Source organism: Helicobacter baculiformis (assembly GCF_900197685.1).
Lineage (GTDB): Bacteria > Campylobacterota > Campylobacteria > Campylobacterales > Helicobacteraceae > Helicobacter > Helicobacter baculiformis.
In genome coordinates, this window is the sequence record NZ_FZMF01000029.1 from 15132 (window position 1) to 30207 (window position 15076).

Genomic DNA, 15076 nt, shown 5'->3' on the forward strand with positions numbered 1-15076 from the left:
ACACTCCTTGTTTGGCGCAAAATAAGGATTCCATTTATAAGGAAAAATAAAAACCTTGTCAAGAGAAGAAATTTAAGATACTAGGTTATACTAGGCGCATTTTTTCAGCTAAGGAGTTACATGGGCTGGCGGTGGTGGTGTGGCGGGCTTTTCGTGCTGTGTAATTTAGGATGTATGGGATTTTTTCCCTTTTTTGCTCTCTCTTCACTTTCTCAAGATAATCAAGACCAGCTTAACAGCTCTTCTGAGCAACCCGTAACTTACTACACGCGCTTACAACCTCCGAGTTTTGATGACGACACCATACCCCCTAGAAAACATCATCACCATCACCATAGGCGGCTAGAAAACTCAGGACTTTCTTCTCAAGACATTCATGGTACGCCTGTGGCTAATAGCGTTGAAATTCAGCGTAGCGATTTGCTCGCTGAAGTCCAAGATTCACAAAAAACGCAAGCGAAAAGCCCTCCCCAAACTCAGCAGTCATTCCACACTCTCTTAAACAATTGTGCTAAAAATGATCTCTTTAACGAATTAGGCGCGGGGTTGACGATCAAACCTAGCGAACAAGCCCAGTGCACACACATGCAAACAAAATACTTCAACACCCTTAAAAACCATTATAGCACTCTACAACATGATCATACAACTCTTTTGCAAGATATGGTCGCTGCTTGCCACACTCGTACCGATAAGCAGGCTCTCTTACGAAGCGCATTTTTTAGGCGTCTAAAACCTACTCTTAAAGGGCGCAAACAACGCTTTTTGTTGCAACAACTCATGCAGACTAAACCTTTAAGCCGTCAAAAACTCCATGCTCTGCTCCAAGAACCCAATTTGGGTGAGCGTTTTTATCGGTGTCAGTATTTTATCCGTATGCCTTAAGACTCCCTTAATATTCTCTCTATGATTTCTATATGTGCCCGCATGCTCTTTTTAAAACTAAATTGCTTGACGCGCTCCACCCCTTTAGCAATACAAGTGGCCCGCAAAGTCTCATCAGTCAAAGCGCGTTCTAGCTGTTTGGCGATATCTTGAGCGTTATAAGGGTTACAATAGATTCCAGCATCGCCCAGAATCTCTGGCATGCAAGAAACATGGCTTGCCAAAACAACCAACTTAGCCTGCATCGCTTCTAGCATAGGCAGACCAAAGCCTTCAGCTAAGCTTCCCCACCATAAAATCCGCGCGTGGGCATAGAGGGTTTGTAGCAGCGCATCAGAAACATAGCCCAAGTTAATGATGAATTTTTCATGTTCAAGAGTTGCAAGTTCCGTTTTGGCTAAATTATTGGGCGCACCTGTAAGCACAATTTTAAAACGCGCTTGTAAATCTATTGGTAAAAGCTTGAAGGCTTCTACTAACCGCGCTACATTCCTACGCTTAGCCTTTGCCCCCACAACTAAAATAAATGCCCCTAAATGGGGAGGGAGAGGGGCTACTTCCAAAGTGCGGTATTCCCTAAGTCCGTGGTAAATTTTATGCACTCTGGATTCACAAAGTCCTAATGCCTTGAGCACATCAAGTTTCACACATTCACTAAAACAAATCACCTCATCATAGGCGCGCATCTGCGCTAAAAGCCGCGTATGCCATAGCTTTTGGTAAGTTTTCCCGACCGCCCATGCCTGTATATCGCACATGGGCACATCATGGATACAGCCTAAGGTTTTTTTAGCGTGGACACCTACAAGGGGCAGATAATCCGGCTCAATGCACAAATCGAAGTGCGCATGCTCTAAAAGAGCTTGTTGTTGCCTCCGCTGAATCCATTTGCGCACCGGCTTTTTTAAACGCGCCAAAAAGCCCACAGAAGGTTTTTGTGCTAGGTAGTGTTCTAGGGATTTAAGATCAGCAAAAAGTCTTTCTGTGGCATAGAGTTCTAAAGTTACCCCTTTATGATGTTGGAAATGCGCTTCAAGAGCTTGGATTAAAGCATGGGTATATACACCTAAACCCGTTAAATCTCTACTCAGTGCCGTCGCGTTGATTAAAATGCGTTTTCTCATAAGTGCTTGGAATCATTAAGGCATTTTTCTCTAAGTTGCCCACAGGCGGCCGCGATGTCCTGCCCCTTAGAAATGCGAATGGTGCACAACAATCCCTTTTGGTTGAGAAAATTAGCAAAATCTTGCACCCTCTCTAAGGGCGGGCGTTCAAAACTAGAATGGGGGGTAGAGTTATAGGGGATGAGATTGATTTTTGCCTTTAGCCCGTTGAGCAGTCTTAAGAGTTCTTTGGCATGGCTTAAGGAGTCGTTGAGATCCCTAATCATCAAGTATTCAAACATCACCCGCTTGCGCGTGTCTAGGGGGTAGGCTTTGAGCGCGTTGATCAGAGTTTCTAAATTGTAGCGCTTGTTAATGGGCATCAGTTTGGAGCGCAGGGTGTCATTGACCGCATGCAAAGAGATGGCTAATTGCACGCCCAAATTGAGCGCGCCCAAAGTTTGCAAAGCGGGCACCACCCCGCTTGTAGAAATAGTGATGCGTCTAGGGGCGATATTGAGCCCCTCATGGGCGCTTAAAATCTCTAAAGCGCGTACCACTTGCGTCAAATTGTGCAAGGGTTCGCCCATGCCCATAAAAACGATATTGATCCCCTTAGTGGGCTCTAATTGGTGGGCGCGCTTGAGGGCGACCACTTGTTCTACAATCTCGCCCGCGTCTAAATTGCGCACAAAGCCCCCCCTAGCGGTCGCACAAAAGACACAGCCCACCTTGCACCCAATTTGACAACTCAAACACAGGGTGATCTTTTCTGCAGTACCCCCCTCTTGCGCTTCTTGCATCACCATGTACACACTCTCAAAGCTATGCCCATCAGAGGTTTTAAAGAGGTATTTCACGCTCTTATCTGTGCTTTGTTGGCGCTCTAAAATTTCTAAGGGGCGCACCTCAAAATCGTCAGCCAAACGCTCTTTAAAGGCTTTGGGGAGATTGTGCATTTGATCTAGATAGGCGTAGCGTTGGTAAAGCCAAGTGTAAAGTTGTTTGCCCACAAAGGGCTTAAAGCCGTGTTGCGTGCAATAGGTTTGCCATTGCGCTAAAGTCAGCGCATATACAGAGGGTTTTGTGTGCATTAAAAGTGCCTAAAAATAAGATAAAAAAGATGTTGACAGAATAAGCGGATTTTTAAAATAAAATTACATAAACGCAATAACCACGAGAGTTTTTTAAGCCACCCTTTAAATTGCTGCGTGTTCGCATGGGCAACCTGTGTGGGAACAGGTTCTATAAGCAACGCATAGGATTTTAAAGTCAGAGTTTTGACATGATGGGTATAATGCGCATCCATATAGGTATCCACAGGTAAGACCCATTGAGGCGGGCAAGCCTTTAAAAGCTTTTGGGCCCCTTGGGGGCTTAAAATATAGCCCTGCGTGCCCATCCCCCCATAAGGGCTAAAAATCCAATCAAAACACTCCGTCATGGTGGAGCGGATATGGTGGTGTTTAAAATCTAAAGAAAAAAGACGCACGATCTCAGCCTGAGATGCGTTGATCGCCTCTAAGCCCAAGAGACACTTTTCATAGAAATCAAAGGTGGGCAGGACATCGTCCTCTAACACAATGACAGGATGTTTAGCTTTGCAACACTCCTGCCAAAGTAGATAATGGCTCGCGAAACAGCCTAATTGTCCTAAACTTTGGAAATTCACACGACTTTTAAGCGCTAAACACATCAACTTTAAGGATTCCATATTGCGGGGCACGCTTGGGGCGAAGTCATTTAATACAGGGTGCGCGTGCTTAAAAGTAATTCCTTGTTTAGCAAAATCCTCTTTACCATTAACCCCCTCAAATAGGGCGATTTCAAAAGCATTTGAGAAGTGCACGCGCCCCAAAAGGTAGCGTAAATGCCAAAGTAAAGGCGCAATATCCCTAGAACTTTGGCTCAAGTGGATAATATAAATGGGGGTCGGTGTGTTCATCACTCCACGGTTACACTCTTGGCTAAGTTGCGGGGCTTATCTACATCTAGACGTTTGAGTTGCGCTATTTCTAGGGCAAAGAGTTGCAAAACAACCAGCATACTAAAAAATTCTGGCATAGGATGCGTGGACGGAGGAGTGTTGATCTGCCAATGTGCATTGACAATCTCTTTAGGGCTCAAAGCCAAGATACGCGAATCGCGCGCGCGTAACTCTTCTAAGTTGCTTAAATTTTTCGCAAATAAAAGAGATCCGGGGATCAATGCAATAGAGAGTAAACGCGCATCAGCTAAAGCAATGGGTCCATGCTTCATCTCTGCGCTGGCATAGCCCTGCGCGTGTACATAGGCGATCTCTTTGAGTTTGAGCGCGCCCTCTAGGGCTAGAGGGTAAAACACCCCGCGCCCCATGAAAAAATACCCTCTAGGTTTGTGTTCAAGCACACACGCGCTCAAAGTAGCAATATGGGGGTGCAGATCCAACACGCGCCCCATTGCCTCCATGCTTGCATGAATAGCCTGAATATGTCCTTGCAACATTTCAGGCTTTAGAGTCCTTCTCTCTTGGGCGAGTTGCAGGGCTAAAAGCCAAAGCACTAAGACCTGACTGGCAAAGGCTTTAGTAGAAGCCACGCTGCGCTCTAAGCCCGCATGGGTTAAAAGCAACCCATCAGCCATGCTTGCCATTGTAGAACTTTGCGTGTTGCAAAGACTAAGAGTCTTTAAGCCCAAAGCTTTAGCTAGGCGCAACGCCTCTAGGGTGTCCGCGCTCTCCCCACTTTGAGAAATGGCGACGAAAAGCTCGTTTTCTTGGATAGCAAAATGGGCATAGCGGTATTCGCTGGCTAATTCCACCTGCACCTTGACTCCGGCCAAACTTTCTATCAAATATTTCCCCACTAACCCGGCGTGATAACTCGTCCCACACGCGCTAATGCTGATACAAGAAATGCCCTCTAAAAAGCCTGGGGGTAATTCCAAATGCACGCGATCGCTAGAAAGTCGCCCTAACAAGGTTAAGACTTTGGGTTGTTCATAAATCTCTTTTTCCATGAAAGTGCTAAAGCCCTCTTTGCTACTCTGTTGGCAATCTTGGGCAATGGGTTGCACCACGCCCAAGCGATTCAAGTCTATAGGGTGTTGCCAATCTAGCACCCCCACACTCCCCTCGCCCAAGCGCACCATTTGTTGGGCATGCCCCACTAGGGCGTTTTGCGCGCTGGCAAAATACACTCCCTCTTTGCCTGTGGCAAGGATCAAGGGAGAGTGGTTTTTAGCATAAAAAATACAAGTGGGGAAGCGCGCGCTGATGAGCAAAATCGCATATGCCCCCTCTAATTGGGCGATCGTGTTTTTAAAGACCTGCAGGGCTTGATCCATATTGTTAGCCGGGGTTGTCTCTAGCATGTCTTCAAATAAATGCACCACCACCTCGCTATCGGTTTGGCTAGAAAAGAGATGCCCTTTTTGCTCTAATTGCGCTTTAAGCAAAGCGTAATTTTCAATGATCCCATTGTGCACCAGCGCGCTATGCCCGTAGACATGCGGATGGGCGTTTTCTTGCGTGGGTTTGCCATGGGTAGCCCAGCGGGTGTGGGCAATCCCCACCCCTAAGCCCTGTGTGCGCACGCCTTGCACCAAGTGTTCTAGCGCGCTGATTTTGCCGCTAGTTTTAAAGACTTGCAAGGGCGCGCCCTCCCCTAGCAAAGCCAACCCCGCGCTATCATAACCCCGGTATTCTAATTCTTTCAATCCCTCCAACAAAAGCCCCACTCTCTCCTTTGTGCCCAAATAGCCCACAATCCCGCACATAAGAATCCTTAAAAAACTAACATTTCTCGTTTGTATTTATTGAGCGCGTTGATACACTCCTTGAGTTCTTCAACATGTTCGCTAATTTGGGTGTAAAAAGCCATGTCCAAACCCTCTGGGATGTCTAAACTCCCGCGCTTCATCAAGATAAAATCGCTCAAACTCACATTGGCGAGCTTTAAGAGCAATTCTACTTCGTCTTTGGCATTTTCAATGTCTTTAATGAGTTGATCTAGGCGTTCAAACATCGCTCTCCCTTTAGTGGTCTTTGAGCCCTAGGGCTAAGAGAGTGTGCAAATGCACCACTCCTAGAACTCTATGATGTGCATTCAACACAATAAGTAAAGAAATTTGATGTGTCTCGATGAAGTCAAGCGCCTCCATCACCGACATATCGGGGTCTTGAATATACTTTGGATTTGAAGTGGCAAACTCTTTAGCTAGAGCATGGCGATCAAAATGCGGTTGCAACAAAGCGCGCCGAATATCTCCATCACTGAGCACCCCTACGAGCTCTTGATTCTCATTGACTAAGAGAGCATTGCCCAAACCCTGATGAGTCGCCTCTAGCAGGGCTTCATGCAAAGAGGCTTGCGCGCTCACTAAGGGCAGGGCATGGGTGCGATAAATGTCGCGCACGCGTAGGTGCATTTTCTTGCCCAAGAGCCCCCCGGGGTGACAACGGGCAAAATCGCTTTGGCTAAAGCCCTTGTGCGCCATCAAGCACACCGCCAACACATCGCCTAGGGCTAGACAAAGCGTGGTGGAGGTGGTGGGCACCATGTTAAAGCTACAGGCTTCTTTGGCAATCTTGAGTGTTAAATGGTGCGTGCAAAGCTTGCCCAATGCGCTATGCGCGCTCTTGCTCATGCCAATGATCTTAGAGTGGCGCAAAAAGCTAAGCGCCTCCAAAAGCTCCACACTCTCCCCCCCAAAACTGATCGCCAAGATCACATCTTTTTTGCCCACAATGCCCATGTCCCCATGCAAACTCTCAGTGGGGTGTAAAAAGATCGCCCTAGTGCCCGTACTGGTCAGTGTGGCGGCGATCTTGCGCCCAATATGCGCGCTCTTGCCCACCCCCATCACCACCACAAGGGGAGCGTTTGCCAAACATTCGATGATAGGCTCTAAAGCCGTATGCGTAAGTCTCTCTTTAGTGTTTAAAAGCGCATCAGCGGCTAGGTCAAGCGTGTTGTGCGCGAGCGCGCCATAATCTAAAGTTGCCATTAGAGGCGCTTGGTTTCTTGTTTAATCAGGGCTCTTTGGAGCACGGGCACTAAGTAGCCATACCCCTTAGCTTCCATTTCCTCTAAGGGGATGAATTTCAACGCCGCGCTATTGATACAATAACGCAAGCCCCCCAATTCTTTAGGTCCATCTTCAAAGACATGCCCTAAATGCGCATTGCCCACACGGCTACGCACTTCGGTGCGCAGGCGGTTGTAACTGGTGTCCTTTTCATACCCCACCACCTCTTTACTGATGGGCTTGCTAAAGGCAGGCCACCCACACCCGCTATCAAATTTATCCGTGGATAAAAAGAGGGGTTCGCCCGTGGTGATGTCCACATAAATCCCGGGTTTAAACAGAGTGTCGTACTCGTTTTCAAAGGGGTGTTCTGTGTAGCTCTCTTGAGTTACTTTGTATTGCAGGTCGCTGAGTTGTTTTTTAAGCGCGGCTTGATTAGGCTTGTGGTAGTCCTTGGGATCAATGATCACCTCATCGGCTTTTTTGAGATCAATATGGCAATACCCCCCCGGGTTTTTCTTCAAATAGTCTTGGTGGTACTCCTCTGCCACCACGAAGTTTTTGAGCGGTTCTAATTCAACGCGCACCTTTTGTGGGTAATGGTTTTGCAAGCGCGCCAGGGCTTTAGCGATGATAGGCTCGTCTTTGGGGTCTGTGTAGTAAATCCCGGTGCGGTACTGCCGCCCGCGATCATTGCCCTGCTGGTTTAGGCTTGTGGGATCGATTACCTTGAAGTAGTACAGCAAGAGTTTATCTAGACTGATCTCTTTGGGATCAAACTCCACTTTCACCGTCTCGGCGTGATCGCTATTGTGCAACTCGTGGTAATTGGTCTGATCGCTCTTGCCATTGGCATAGCCCACCAGCGCATTTTTCACCCCATAAATGCGCTCCATATAGGCTTCTAGCCCCCAAAAACACCCCCCCGCTAAATAAATTGTGTGCATCTTTTTCTCCTGCATGCCATTTAACACCCCCACCAACACCAACACCCCTAACACTAACGCGCGCATGCTAGCTCACAAACACATGGCTAACAATGGCGGGGTATTTCTTGGTGTGCTTGAACAGGGCTTTACGCAAGAAATGCCGCACACTCTCATCTAAATGCTTGGTATTGCTCAGTACATCTTGACGCAACGCCTTGATGTGCAAGCCCAAAGAATCCTGCAAGTCCTCTAGAAAATGGCGTTCTTCTTTGAGATTGACAATCCCCACACTGCTAATCTTAGACTGGGGCATCAAGCTTTGGGCTTCTTTAGAGATGAAGAGCACCGCGCTGAGCAAGCCCGCACTGGCAATCTCCAAGCGTTCGTCCACGATTTTTTGCTCAATGCTGACATTGTTGGTGTTGTCCACATAGTGTTTCCCGCTCTTAATGCTCTTGACCTTGCGCATGAAGTTAGGATTAACCTCCACTTGATCCCCATCCTCCATCAGGTAGATATTCCTCTCAGGGATCCCACATGCCATGGCGGTTTCTTTGTGCTTGGCGACATGGTTATACTCCCCATGCACGGGCAAGAAAAACTTAGGTTTGATGAGGCGCAACATCAGCTTTTGCTCCTCTTGGGCGGCATGCCCGCTCACATGAATATCAAAGGCGTGGTGTACCACTTGGGCGTCTTTTTTCATGAGCAAATTCAAAATGCTAGAAACGCTGGCTTCATTGCCCGGGATCGCCTTAGCCGAGATGATGACTAGATCGCTAGGCTTAATGCTAATGTGGCGGTGCTCATCGGTTGCCATGCGATAGAGCGCGCTCATGGTTTCCCCCTGTGAGCCGGTCGTTACAATGAAAACCTCATGATCGGGGTATTTCTCCACTTCATGGGCTTCAATGAAGGTTTTAAAGGGCAGATGGATATAACCCAACTCTCTAGCGATGTCTAGGTTTTTCTCCATAGAACGCCCGATCACCGCGACCTTGCGGTTGTGCTGGATAGCGTGCTGAATGGCTTGATACACCCGGTGGATATTAGAAGAGAAGGTGCTCATGATCACGCGCCCTTTGGCGTTCTTAAAGAGATTTTCAAAGACGGGTCCCACACTGCTCTCACTAGGGGTAATGCCCGGTTTATAAGAATTGGTGCTATCGCTAAGCAGCAACATCACCCCCTGCTCGCCATAATGAGCCAGGCGGTAGAGATCGCTGGGCAATTTGTCCACTGGGGTGTGATCAATTTTAAAATCGCCCGTGTGGATGATCGTGCCCACCTTAGTTTGGATGGCTAGCGCGCTCGCATCAATGATAGAATGCGTGATGTGGATCCACTCCACGGTAAATTCACCAATTTGAATGGGCTGGCGTTTTTGCACAATCTTAAAGAAACTCTTGAATTTCTTCAAGCCGTGTTCGTCAAATTTATTCCCGATCATCCCCAAACTCAAAGGCGTGCCATAGAGGGGGAATTGCATTTCTTTAAACAAGTAGGGGACCGCCCCGATATGATCCTCATGGGCATGGGTGATGAGCACGCCCACGATTTTATCCTTAATGCTGTGCAAGTAGCTAAAATCCGGGATCAAGATGTCCACCCCGTGCATGTCCTCGCTAGGGAAACTCATGCCCACATCAATGATAATCGCCTGTTGCATGGTTTCAAGCACCATCATATTGCCCCCAATTTCTCCTAGCCCGCCTAAGGGGGTGATCTTAATGCGGGCTTTGACATTGAGATCTAATTTATAATGCGGGTTTAAATGGTTGATGTGAATCTTGTTATTGGTCTCCACGCCCGCCTTGAGCTCTTTATGAAAGCCCAAATTGCCTCTTTCATTTGCCTTAGTGATGTTTTTCACCCCGGCCTGTTCTGGGGTGTGGTTACCCCTGCCCTGTTTGATGCGGTTAGGGCGTGATTTGTGCGGGGTGTTGCGCGGGGGGGTTTGGGGATTATTGGAGGGGGTTTGGTTGTGTTCTTGGTCGTCAATGGGTTTATCCATAAAAAACTCCTAAATGAGATTGTTGGGTGAGATCGCGGGCTAGTTCTAGGTAGTCTGTGGGGCTCAACTCGTGGGGGCGCGCTTGGGGCTTAAGAGCGCGCTGGGCTAGAAAACCCTGCACGGGGTAAACCCCCTTGAGATTATTGCTCAAAGTCTTGCGGTTGGCTTTAAAGCAGTGCTGGAGCGTGGTTTCTAAATGGGCGACATCTAGGGGGTTGGTACAAGCTTGCAAGGGGTGCTTGAGTAAAGCGATCACGCTGGAGCGCACTTTGGGGGGCGGGTTAAAGGCTTCTTTGGGCACTTCAAAACACAGCTCCCTTTTAGCGCACACCAGCGCGCAAAGCACACTCAGCGCGCCATAATCCTTACTCCCATAGGGGGCGCAGAATTTCAAACCCACTTCTAGCTGGGTCATCACCACCAACCCGACACACAAGCTATCTTTGAGCGCGTGGGCGATGATGGGCGTGGCGATGTAATAGGGCAGATTGGAGACCAAAAAATAGGGTTCAGAGTGTAAAAATCCACTCCGGGGCAATCTAAGCCCGGTCTGTGCCAAGACATCGCATGCGCCATCTCCAACCCCTTTATACTCCATCACATCGCCCACCACCAACTTTAAGCGCGCCCGCGCCTGAGCACAAAGCCTGTGTTGTAGCCTTGTGGCTAGCGCCTTGTCCACTTCATAGGCGATCAAAGTCTTAGAGCCCAGCCTATCTAAAAGCCTAGTGGTGAGATCTCCCAAGCCAACCCCTATCTCCACCATCTGCACCGCATCGCTAAAGTGCGTGTAGGGGACGGATTGTAAGATCTGATCCAAATAATAGGCATCGTGCAAAAAATGTTGCCCCAACAACGCCATGACCAACCTTGCATTCTCTGATTTATTGTAACATGGGCTAGCTTAAACACCCCGATTAGGTTATAATGCAACGCTTTAAGGAGAATACAATGGTCTTTAGCGATCAAGAATTACAAAAACCCGTAGAAAAAGCCTTGGAAAAGGTGCGCCCCATGCTGCTAAGAGATGGGGGCGATGTGGTCTTGTTAGGGATTAAAAACGCTAAGGTGTATGTGTCCTTAGTGGGGGCGTGTAAGGGCTGTGCAGCCAGTTCTAACACGCTTAAATTCGGGATTGAACGCTGTTTGCAAGAGGAGATTCACCCGGATATGCAGGTGGTGCATGTGTCCAAAGAGCAGTATCAAGAACTCTTCCCCTAAGGCGACCCTTTGAATAACGACCCTAAAAAGCGATCCTTGCTCACGCAGGGCTACAAGGCTTTCTTGCAAAAGCAGTATTTTAGAGCCCTGTTTTTATGCTCCCAAGCCCTCTTTTTAGACCCCCTAGACGCGCATGCCAAAATCGGCTTGTTGCTCAGCGACATCGCCCTAGACTTCCCCAAAGAGGCGCATAGCTTTTATGAACTCTATCAAAATCTCTTGCACTCCCAGCCCCGGCGTTATAAAGCCAGCATTCAAGGGCAGATTTTAGAGCTCATTAACTCCTTTGATGAGAGTTTGAGCAAGATGGCGCAAGCCTTTGGGTATGAAAACCAGCTCAAGGCAGAGAGTTTAGATGGGATCTTATACGCCGACTTCAAGGCGATGTGCGCGGGCAAGGACTTTAAAGAAGTCTTTGAGAATTTGATGTTTAGCACTAAAGTCATCTTTGAGCGCAAAGAGGATTTTTACGAGTTTTTAGAAAATCTAGTGGATCACCAATTCTATGACATGTCCATTGCCTACATTGAAAACATGCGCGAATTGCTTTGGTATGACCCGCGCGTGATGGCGTTGTTGCAAAAGGCGTTGCGCTTAGAAAAGGCGCATCGGGAGGACAAATGATCCTCTCTAAGCGCGTGTACTTCAAGGATCAAACCTTTCACGCCCTAAGCGATGACACTAAAGAGATCACAGAAGGGGTTTTGTTGGTAAAAACTCCGAGCAATGCGCGCTTTATCCCCCCCAATACGCCCTGTTTAGAGGCGCAAGAATTGGGGCGTTATTTTGATTTAAAGACGCAAATCATAGGGATCACGGGCACCAATGGCAAGACCACCACCGCCGCGCTCATCGCCCATGTGCTCCAATCTTTGGGGCATTCTTGCGCCCTGCTAGGTACAAGGGGGTTTTTTATTCAGGGCGCACAAGTCAAGCCCAAGGGGCTCACCACGCCCAGCTTATTAGAACTCTATAGCGATCTAGAGCGCGCCACTGCAGAGGGAGCGGAGTATTTTGTCATGGAGGTAAGCTCCCATGCGATCGCCCAAGGGCGCATTTTGGGCTTGGCGTTTGCCGCCAAAGTGCACACCAATATCACCAGCGATCACTTGGATTATCATAAGGATTTAGAGACCTACCGCGCGATCAAAAATCAATTCTTCAGCGATGAGGGCTTGAAGATCATCAATTTAGACGATCCGCATGTGCGCTTTAACCCTGCTAATGCCTATGGCTATGCCTGTGAGCGCAAAACCCATTTGAGCGTGAACGCCTATAGTTTGCGTCCGGATTTGAGCGCGCATATAGAATTTCGCGCCGATCCCAGATCCCGGCGCAACGCCCCTAATAACGCAGAAATGGGCATTGTGCACGCCCCCCTAATGGGTTTGCACAATCTTTACAATCTCTTGGGGGCGTTGTTGTGCGTGCGTGCGCTCACGCAAACCCCTTTAGAGACGCTGTGTGAGCGGGTGGGAGATTTTACAGGGGTGGAGGGGCGCATGGAGGTGGTGCACCAAAACCCCCTAGTGGTGGTGGATTTTGCCCACACCGCCGATGGCTTTGTACAGATTTTTAACAGCTTTAAGGCGCAAAAAATTAAGGTCGTCTTTGGGGCGGGGGGGGATCGCGACAAGAGCAAACGCCCGTTGATGGGGCAGGTAGCCACCGCGCACGCCCTGAAAAGCTATATCACTTCAGACAACCCGCGCACCGAAGAGCCTTTAGCCATTATTGAGGATATTTTAAGCGGGGTCGCTTTAGAGTTGCGCGATCGCGTGGTGGTGGAGCCCGATCGCAAAAAAGCCATTGAGTTAGCCCTAAGCGAATTGCAAGGCGATGAGGTCTTGCTCATTTTAGGCAAGGGCGATGAGTGCGTGCAAATTGTGGGGGAGGCGCATTTGCCCTTTGACGATCGCGCTTTGGTGCGCCATTTCTTTCACAAGGACTAATATGCAGGATTTTTATCTCTGGTGTGATTTTATTGAGCGCGATTTTCTAGAAACCCGTTTTGTGGACCTGCTTGCCTTAAAGCGTATCAGCGGGGCGACTTCTAACCCGAGTCTTTTTGCCCAAGCGATTATCCATTCTCAGGCTTATAAGGAGGCGATGAGTGCGCACAAGCCCAACACCCCCAAAGCCCTTTATGAAGCCCTAGCCCTTGAAGACATCGCGCGCGCTGCTGACTTGCTCTTGCCCCTCTATCATCAAAACCAAGCCACAGGCTATATTAGTCTAGAGATCGATCCTTTCTTAGAGGGCGATGTGAGCGCGTGTGTGCAGGAGGCAGAACGCTTATACCAAACCCTAGCCCGCCCCAATGTGATGATCAAAATCCCAGCCACGCCCAGCGGGTTAGAGGCGATGGCGCATTTGAGCGCGCACATGCCCATTAACGCCACCTTGATCTTCTCCCCCCAGCAAGCCCAAGAATGCGCCCTCGCGCTCAAGGAGGCAAGGCATACATGCGTGATCAGTATCTTTGTGTCTCGATTAGATGTCGCTCTAGAGGCTTTTTTAGCCCAAGCCCCTAGCTCGACTGCCCAGCGCGCCCAACTCGCCCACCAACTAGGTGTCTCTAGCGCGCAACAAAGTTACCACAAAATCCAAAGCCTCAATCTCCCCCACCTCTATCCCCTCTTTGCTAGCACCGGGGTTAAAGAGCCCACTCTCCCTAAAGATTACTACATCCAAGCCCTCAAAATGCCCCATAGTATCAACACCGCCCCCCTAGAAGCCCTCTACACCTACTATCACACCCCAAGCCCCACCCCCCATATTCTAGAATACCCTGTGCTTGTAAGCCAGCTAGAAGGTTTGGGTTTTGATGTGGATCAACACTATCAAGCCCTCCTCAAGGCGGGTTTAACTAGCTTTCAAGAGGCGTTTAAAGGGTTGTTAAAAACCCTTGAATGACACTAAGCCGTTTTATAGTCATTAGTTTTATGGGCAATCTGCTGGACTAGATCTTTAGATTCCTGCATGATAGTCTTCATACCATCAACATCTTTTAAAGTCTTGCTTGCTGAGGCTTGTACAGAAATCACCTTATTGATGATAGCTTGGGTATCATGCCCTAAGTTGATGAAGATTAAATTCACACCCTTAACGCGCTCAATAAGCTTTTCTAAATAATCAGAGGTTTTAGCCGAAGTCTCCTGTACGCTGGCACTCAAAGTGCTTGCCTCTTCGATGCGGGCAGTCTGTTGATTCATCTTGCCCCCTACATCAACCACATTCTGCACAATCGTAGAAATTGTGCCATTAACCTCTGTCAAAGCTTTTTGGGTGCGCATAGCCAAATTGCTAACCTCTTGGGCCACTACGGCAAAACCGCGCCCATGTTCGCCCGCCCGTGCAGCTTCGATGGCTGCGTTTAAGGCTAATAAGTCGGTTTGTTTGGCAATTTCATCGATGGTTTCTAAAATGCTCTTGGCATCATTAGCGCTTTGAGTTAGCTTTTCAATTTGTAAACTCAATTCTCTTTCGTTAGCAACATTTTCCACAATCGCCCCGCATAGGGTTTTGACACTGCTCTTACTCTCTTCTAATAAAGTTAGTGCCTTAGACAATTCAGTAACCACCTCTTCCACATTGGAGGTTACTTCGGTAAGGCTGTTAGAAAGACCAACCCCTTCATCTTTAATTTGGGTGATGGTTTGGGTGGTCTCTTGAATCGCATTGGTGGTGTGCAACATGGCATCTTCTAGCTGTAAAGCGGAAGCTTGGCTTTTGTTGCTATAACCTTTGATTTCATTATTGAAGGCACAGACATGTTCTAAGAAGGTGTTAATACAATTAGCGCTAAGGCTGATTTCATCTTGCGCGCATCCTTTAATCTCGATACGGGTCGTGAGGTCTTTTTTGCTGGTTGCAAAATTTTGCACCACTGACACCAAAGCCGTTCCTACAAACCT

15 protein-coding genes are annotated in these 15076 nt (G+C 48.3%); 5 read left to right on the top strand and 10 right to left on the bottom strand.

All coding sequences use genetic code 11. From position 1 onward, the window contains the following. Positions 1-120: 120 nt before the first annotated feature. Positions 121-885 (top strand): hypothetical protein, encoded by a 765-nt coding sequence (locus tag C6G87_RS05470; RefSeq protein ID WP_104752519.1) that lies wholly within the window; start codon positions 121-123, stop codon positions 883-885. Here the strand turns inward: C6G87_RS05470 and C6G87_RS05475 are convergent. Genes C6G87_RS05475 through rsmA form a run of 9 tightly spaced genes read right to left on the bottom strand, consistent with a single transcriptional unit; the run spans position 882 to position 10800 of the window. Further along, a complete protein-coding gene (locus C6G87_RS05475; RefSeq protein ID WP_104752520.1) occupies positions 882-2009 on the bottom strand; it encodes a glycosyltransferase family 4 protein in 1128 nt (375 codons plus the stop codon). The two genes, C6G87_RS05470 and C6G87_RS05475, sit on opposite strands and share 4 nt — an antisense overlap. Beyond that, on the bottom strand, positions 2006-3082 hold the full coding sequence (gene rlmN, locus C6G87_RS05480) for a dual-specificity RNA methyltransferase RlmN (protein WP_104752521.1): 1077 nt from the start codon (positions 3080-3082) through the stop codon (positions 2006-2008). Before rlmN ends, C6G87_RS05475 begins: the two co-directional genes overlap by 4 nt. After that, entirely contained in the window at positions 3082-3933 is an 852-nt protein-coding gene (locus C6G87_RS05485; protein ID WP_104752522.1) for a glycosyltransferase family 25 protein, read from the bottom strand. Before C6G87_RS05485 ends, rlmN begins: the two co-directional genes overlap by 1 nt. Next, the gene (gene glmS, locus C6G87_RS05490) at positions 3933-5744 is read right to left on the bottom strand and encodes a glutamine--fructose-6-phosphate transaminase (isomerizing) (RefSeq protein ID WP_104752523.1); all 1812 of its coding nucleotides are present in this window, start codon (positions 5742-5744) and stop codon (positions 3933-3935) included. The genes C6G87_RS05485 and glmS overlap by 1 nt, the downstream gene beginning before the upstream one ends. 8 nt (positions 5745-5752) lie before the next feature. After that, on the bottom strand, positions 5753-5992 hold the full coding sequence (locus C6G87_RS05495; RefSeq protein ID WP_104752524.1) for a DUF2443 family protein: 240 nt from the start codon (positions 5990-5992) through the stop codon (positions 5753-5755). Positions 5993-6002: 10 nt separating this feature from the next. After that, positions 6003-6974, bottom strand: coding sequence for a KpsF/GutQ family sugar-phosphate isomerase (locus C6G87_RS05500; RefSeq protein ID WP_104752525.1), 972 nt, complete (start codon positions 6972-6974; stop codon positions 6003-6005). After that, a complete protein-coding gene (msrB, locus tag C6G87_RS05505) occupies positions 6974-8008 on the bottom strand; it encodes a peptide-methionine (R)-S-oxide reductase MsrB (RefSeq protein WP_199767648.1) in 1035 nt (344 codons plus the stop codon). Before msrB ends, C6G87_RS05500 begins: the two co-directional genes overlap by 1 nt. 1 nt (position 8009) lies before the next feature. Next, complete coding sequence (locus C6G87_RS05510; protein ID WP_233709032.1) at positions 8010-9938, bottom strand: ribonuclease J; 1929 nt, start codon at positions 9936-9938, stop codon at positions 8010-8012. Beyond that, positions 9931-10800 (bottom strand): 16S rRNA (adenine(1518)-N(6)/adenine(1519)-N(6))-dimethyltransferase RsmA, encoded by an 870-nt coding sequence (rsmA, locus tag C6G87_RS05515; RefSeq protein WP_104752526.1) that lies wholly within the window; start codon positions 10798-10800, stop codon positions 9931-9933. Before rsmA ends, C6G87_RS05510 begins: the two co-directional genes overlap by 8 nt. An 89-nt stretch (positions 10801-10889) precedes the next feature. Between rsmA and C6G87_RS05520 the strand changes: the two genes are divergently transcribed. Genes C6G87_RS05520 through C6G87_RS05535 form a run of 4 tightly spaced genes read left to right on the top strand, consistent with a single transcriptional unit; the run spans position 10890 to position 14075 of the window. Next, positions 10890-11159, top strand: coding sequence for a NifU family protein (locus C6G87_RS05520; RefSeq protein WP_104752527.1), 270 nt, complete (start codon positions 10890-10892; stop codon positions 11157-11159). 9 nt (positions 11160-11168) lie between these two features. Then, complete coding sequence (locus C6G87_RS05525) at positions 11169-11783, top strand: histidine kinase (protein ID WP_104752528.1); 615 nt, start codon at positions 11169-11171, stop codon at positions 11781-11783. Next, entirely contained in the window at positions 11780-13111 is a 1332-nt protein-coding gene (locus tag C6G87_RS05530) for a UDP-N-acetylmuramoyl-L-alanyl-D-glutamate--2,6-diaminopimelate ligase (RefSeq protein ID WP_104752529.1), read from the top strand. The genes C6G87_RS05525 and C6G87_RS05530 overlap by 4 nt, the downstream gene beginning before the upstream one ends. A 1-nt stretch (position 13112) precedes the next feature. Then, a complete protein-coding gene (locus C6G87_RS05535; RefSeq protein ID WP_104752530.1) occupies positions 13113-14075 on the top strand; it encodes a transaldolase in 963 nt (320 codons plus the stop codon). A 2-nt stretch (positions 14076-14077) separates the two neighbouring features. On the opposite strand, the gene C6G87_RS05540 is transcribed toward C6G87_RS05535, so the two are convergent. Beyond that, positions 14078-15076: methyl-accepting chemotaxis protein (locus C6G87_RS05540; protein ID WP_233709033.1), on the bottom strand; the 999-nt coding region annotated here is incomplete at its 5' end.

Coding starts and splice junctions, on each gene's coding strand:
- C6G87_RS05470 (WP_104752519.1), top strand. CDS start 121: ATGGGCTGGCGGTGGTGGTGTGGCGGGCTTTTCGTGCTGTGTAATTTA.
- C6G87_RS05475 (WP_104752520.1), bottom strand. CDS start 2,009: ATGAGAAAACGCATTTTAATCAACGCGACGGCACTGAGTAGAGATTTA.
- rlmN (WP_104752521.1), bottom strand. CDS start 3,082: ATGCACACAAAACCCTCTGTATATGCGCTGACTTTAGCGCAATGGCAA.
- C6G87_RS05485 (WP_104752522.1), bottom strand. CDS start 3,933: ATGAACACACCGACCCCCATTTATATTATCCACTTGAGCCAAAGTTCT.
- glmS (WP_104752523.1), bottom strand. CDS start 5,744: ATGTGCGGGATTGTGGGCTATTTGGGCACAAAGGAGAGAGTGGGGCTT.
- C6G87_RS05495 (WP_104752524.1), bottom strand. CDS start 5,992: ATGTTTGAACGCCTAGATCAACTCATTAAAGACATTGAAAATGCCAAA.
- C6G87_RS05500 (WP_104752525.1), bottom strand. CDS start 6,974: ATGGCAACTTTAGATTATGGCGCGCTCGCGCACAACACGCTTGACCTA.
- msrB (WP_199767648.1), bottom strand. CDS start 8,008: ATGCGCGCGTTAGTGTTAGGGGTGTTGGTGTTGGTGGGGGTGTTAAAT.
- C6G87_RS05510 (WP_233709032.1), bottom strand. CDS start 9,938: ATGGATAAACCCATTGACGACCAAGAACACAACCAAACCCCCTCCAAT.
- rsmA (WP_104752526.1), bottom strand. CDS start 10,800: ATGGCGTTGTTGGGGCAACATTTTTTGCACGATGCCTATTATTTGGAT.
- C6G87_RS05520 (WP_104752527.1), top strand. CDS start 10,890: ATGGTCTTTAGCGATCAAGAATTACAAAAACCCGTAGAAAAAGCCTTG.
- C6G87_RS05530 (WP_104752529.1), top strand. CDS start 11,780: ATGATCCTCTCTAAGCGCGTGTACTTCAAGGATCAAACCTTTCACGCC.
- C6G87_RS05535 (WP_104752530.1), top strand. CDS start 13,113: ATGCAGGATTTTTATCTCTGGTGTGATTTTATTGAGCGCGATTTTCTA.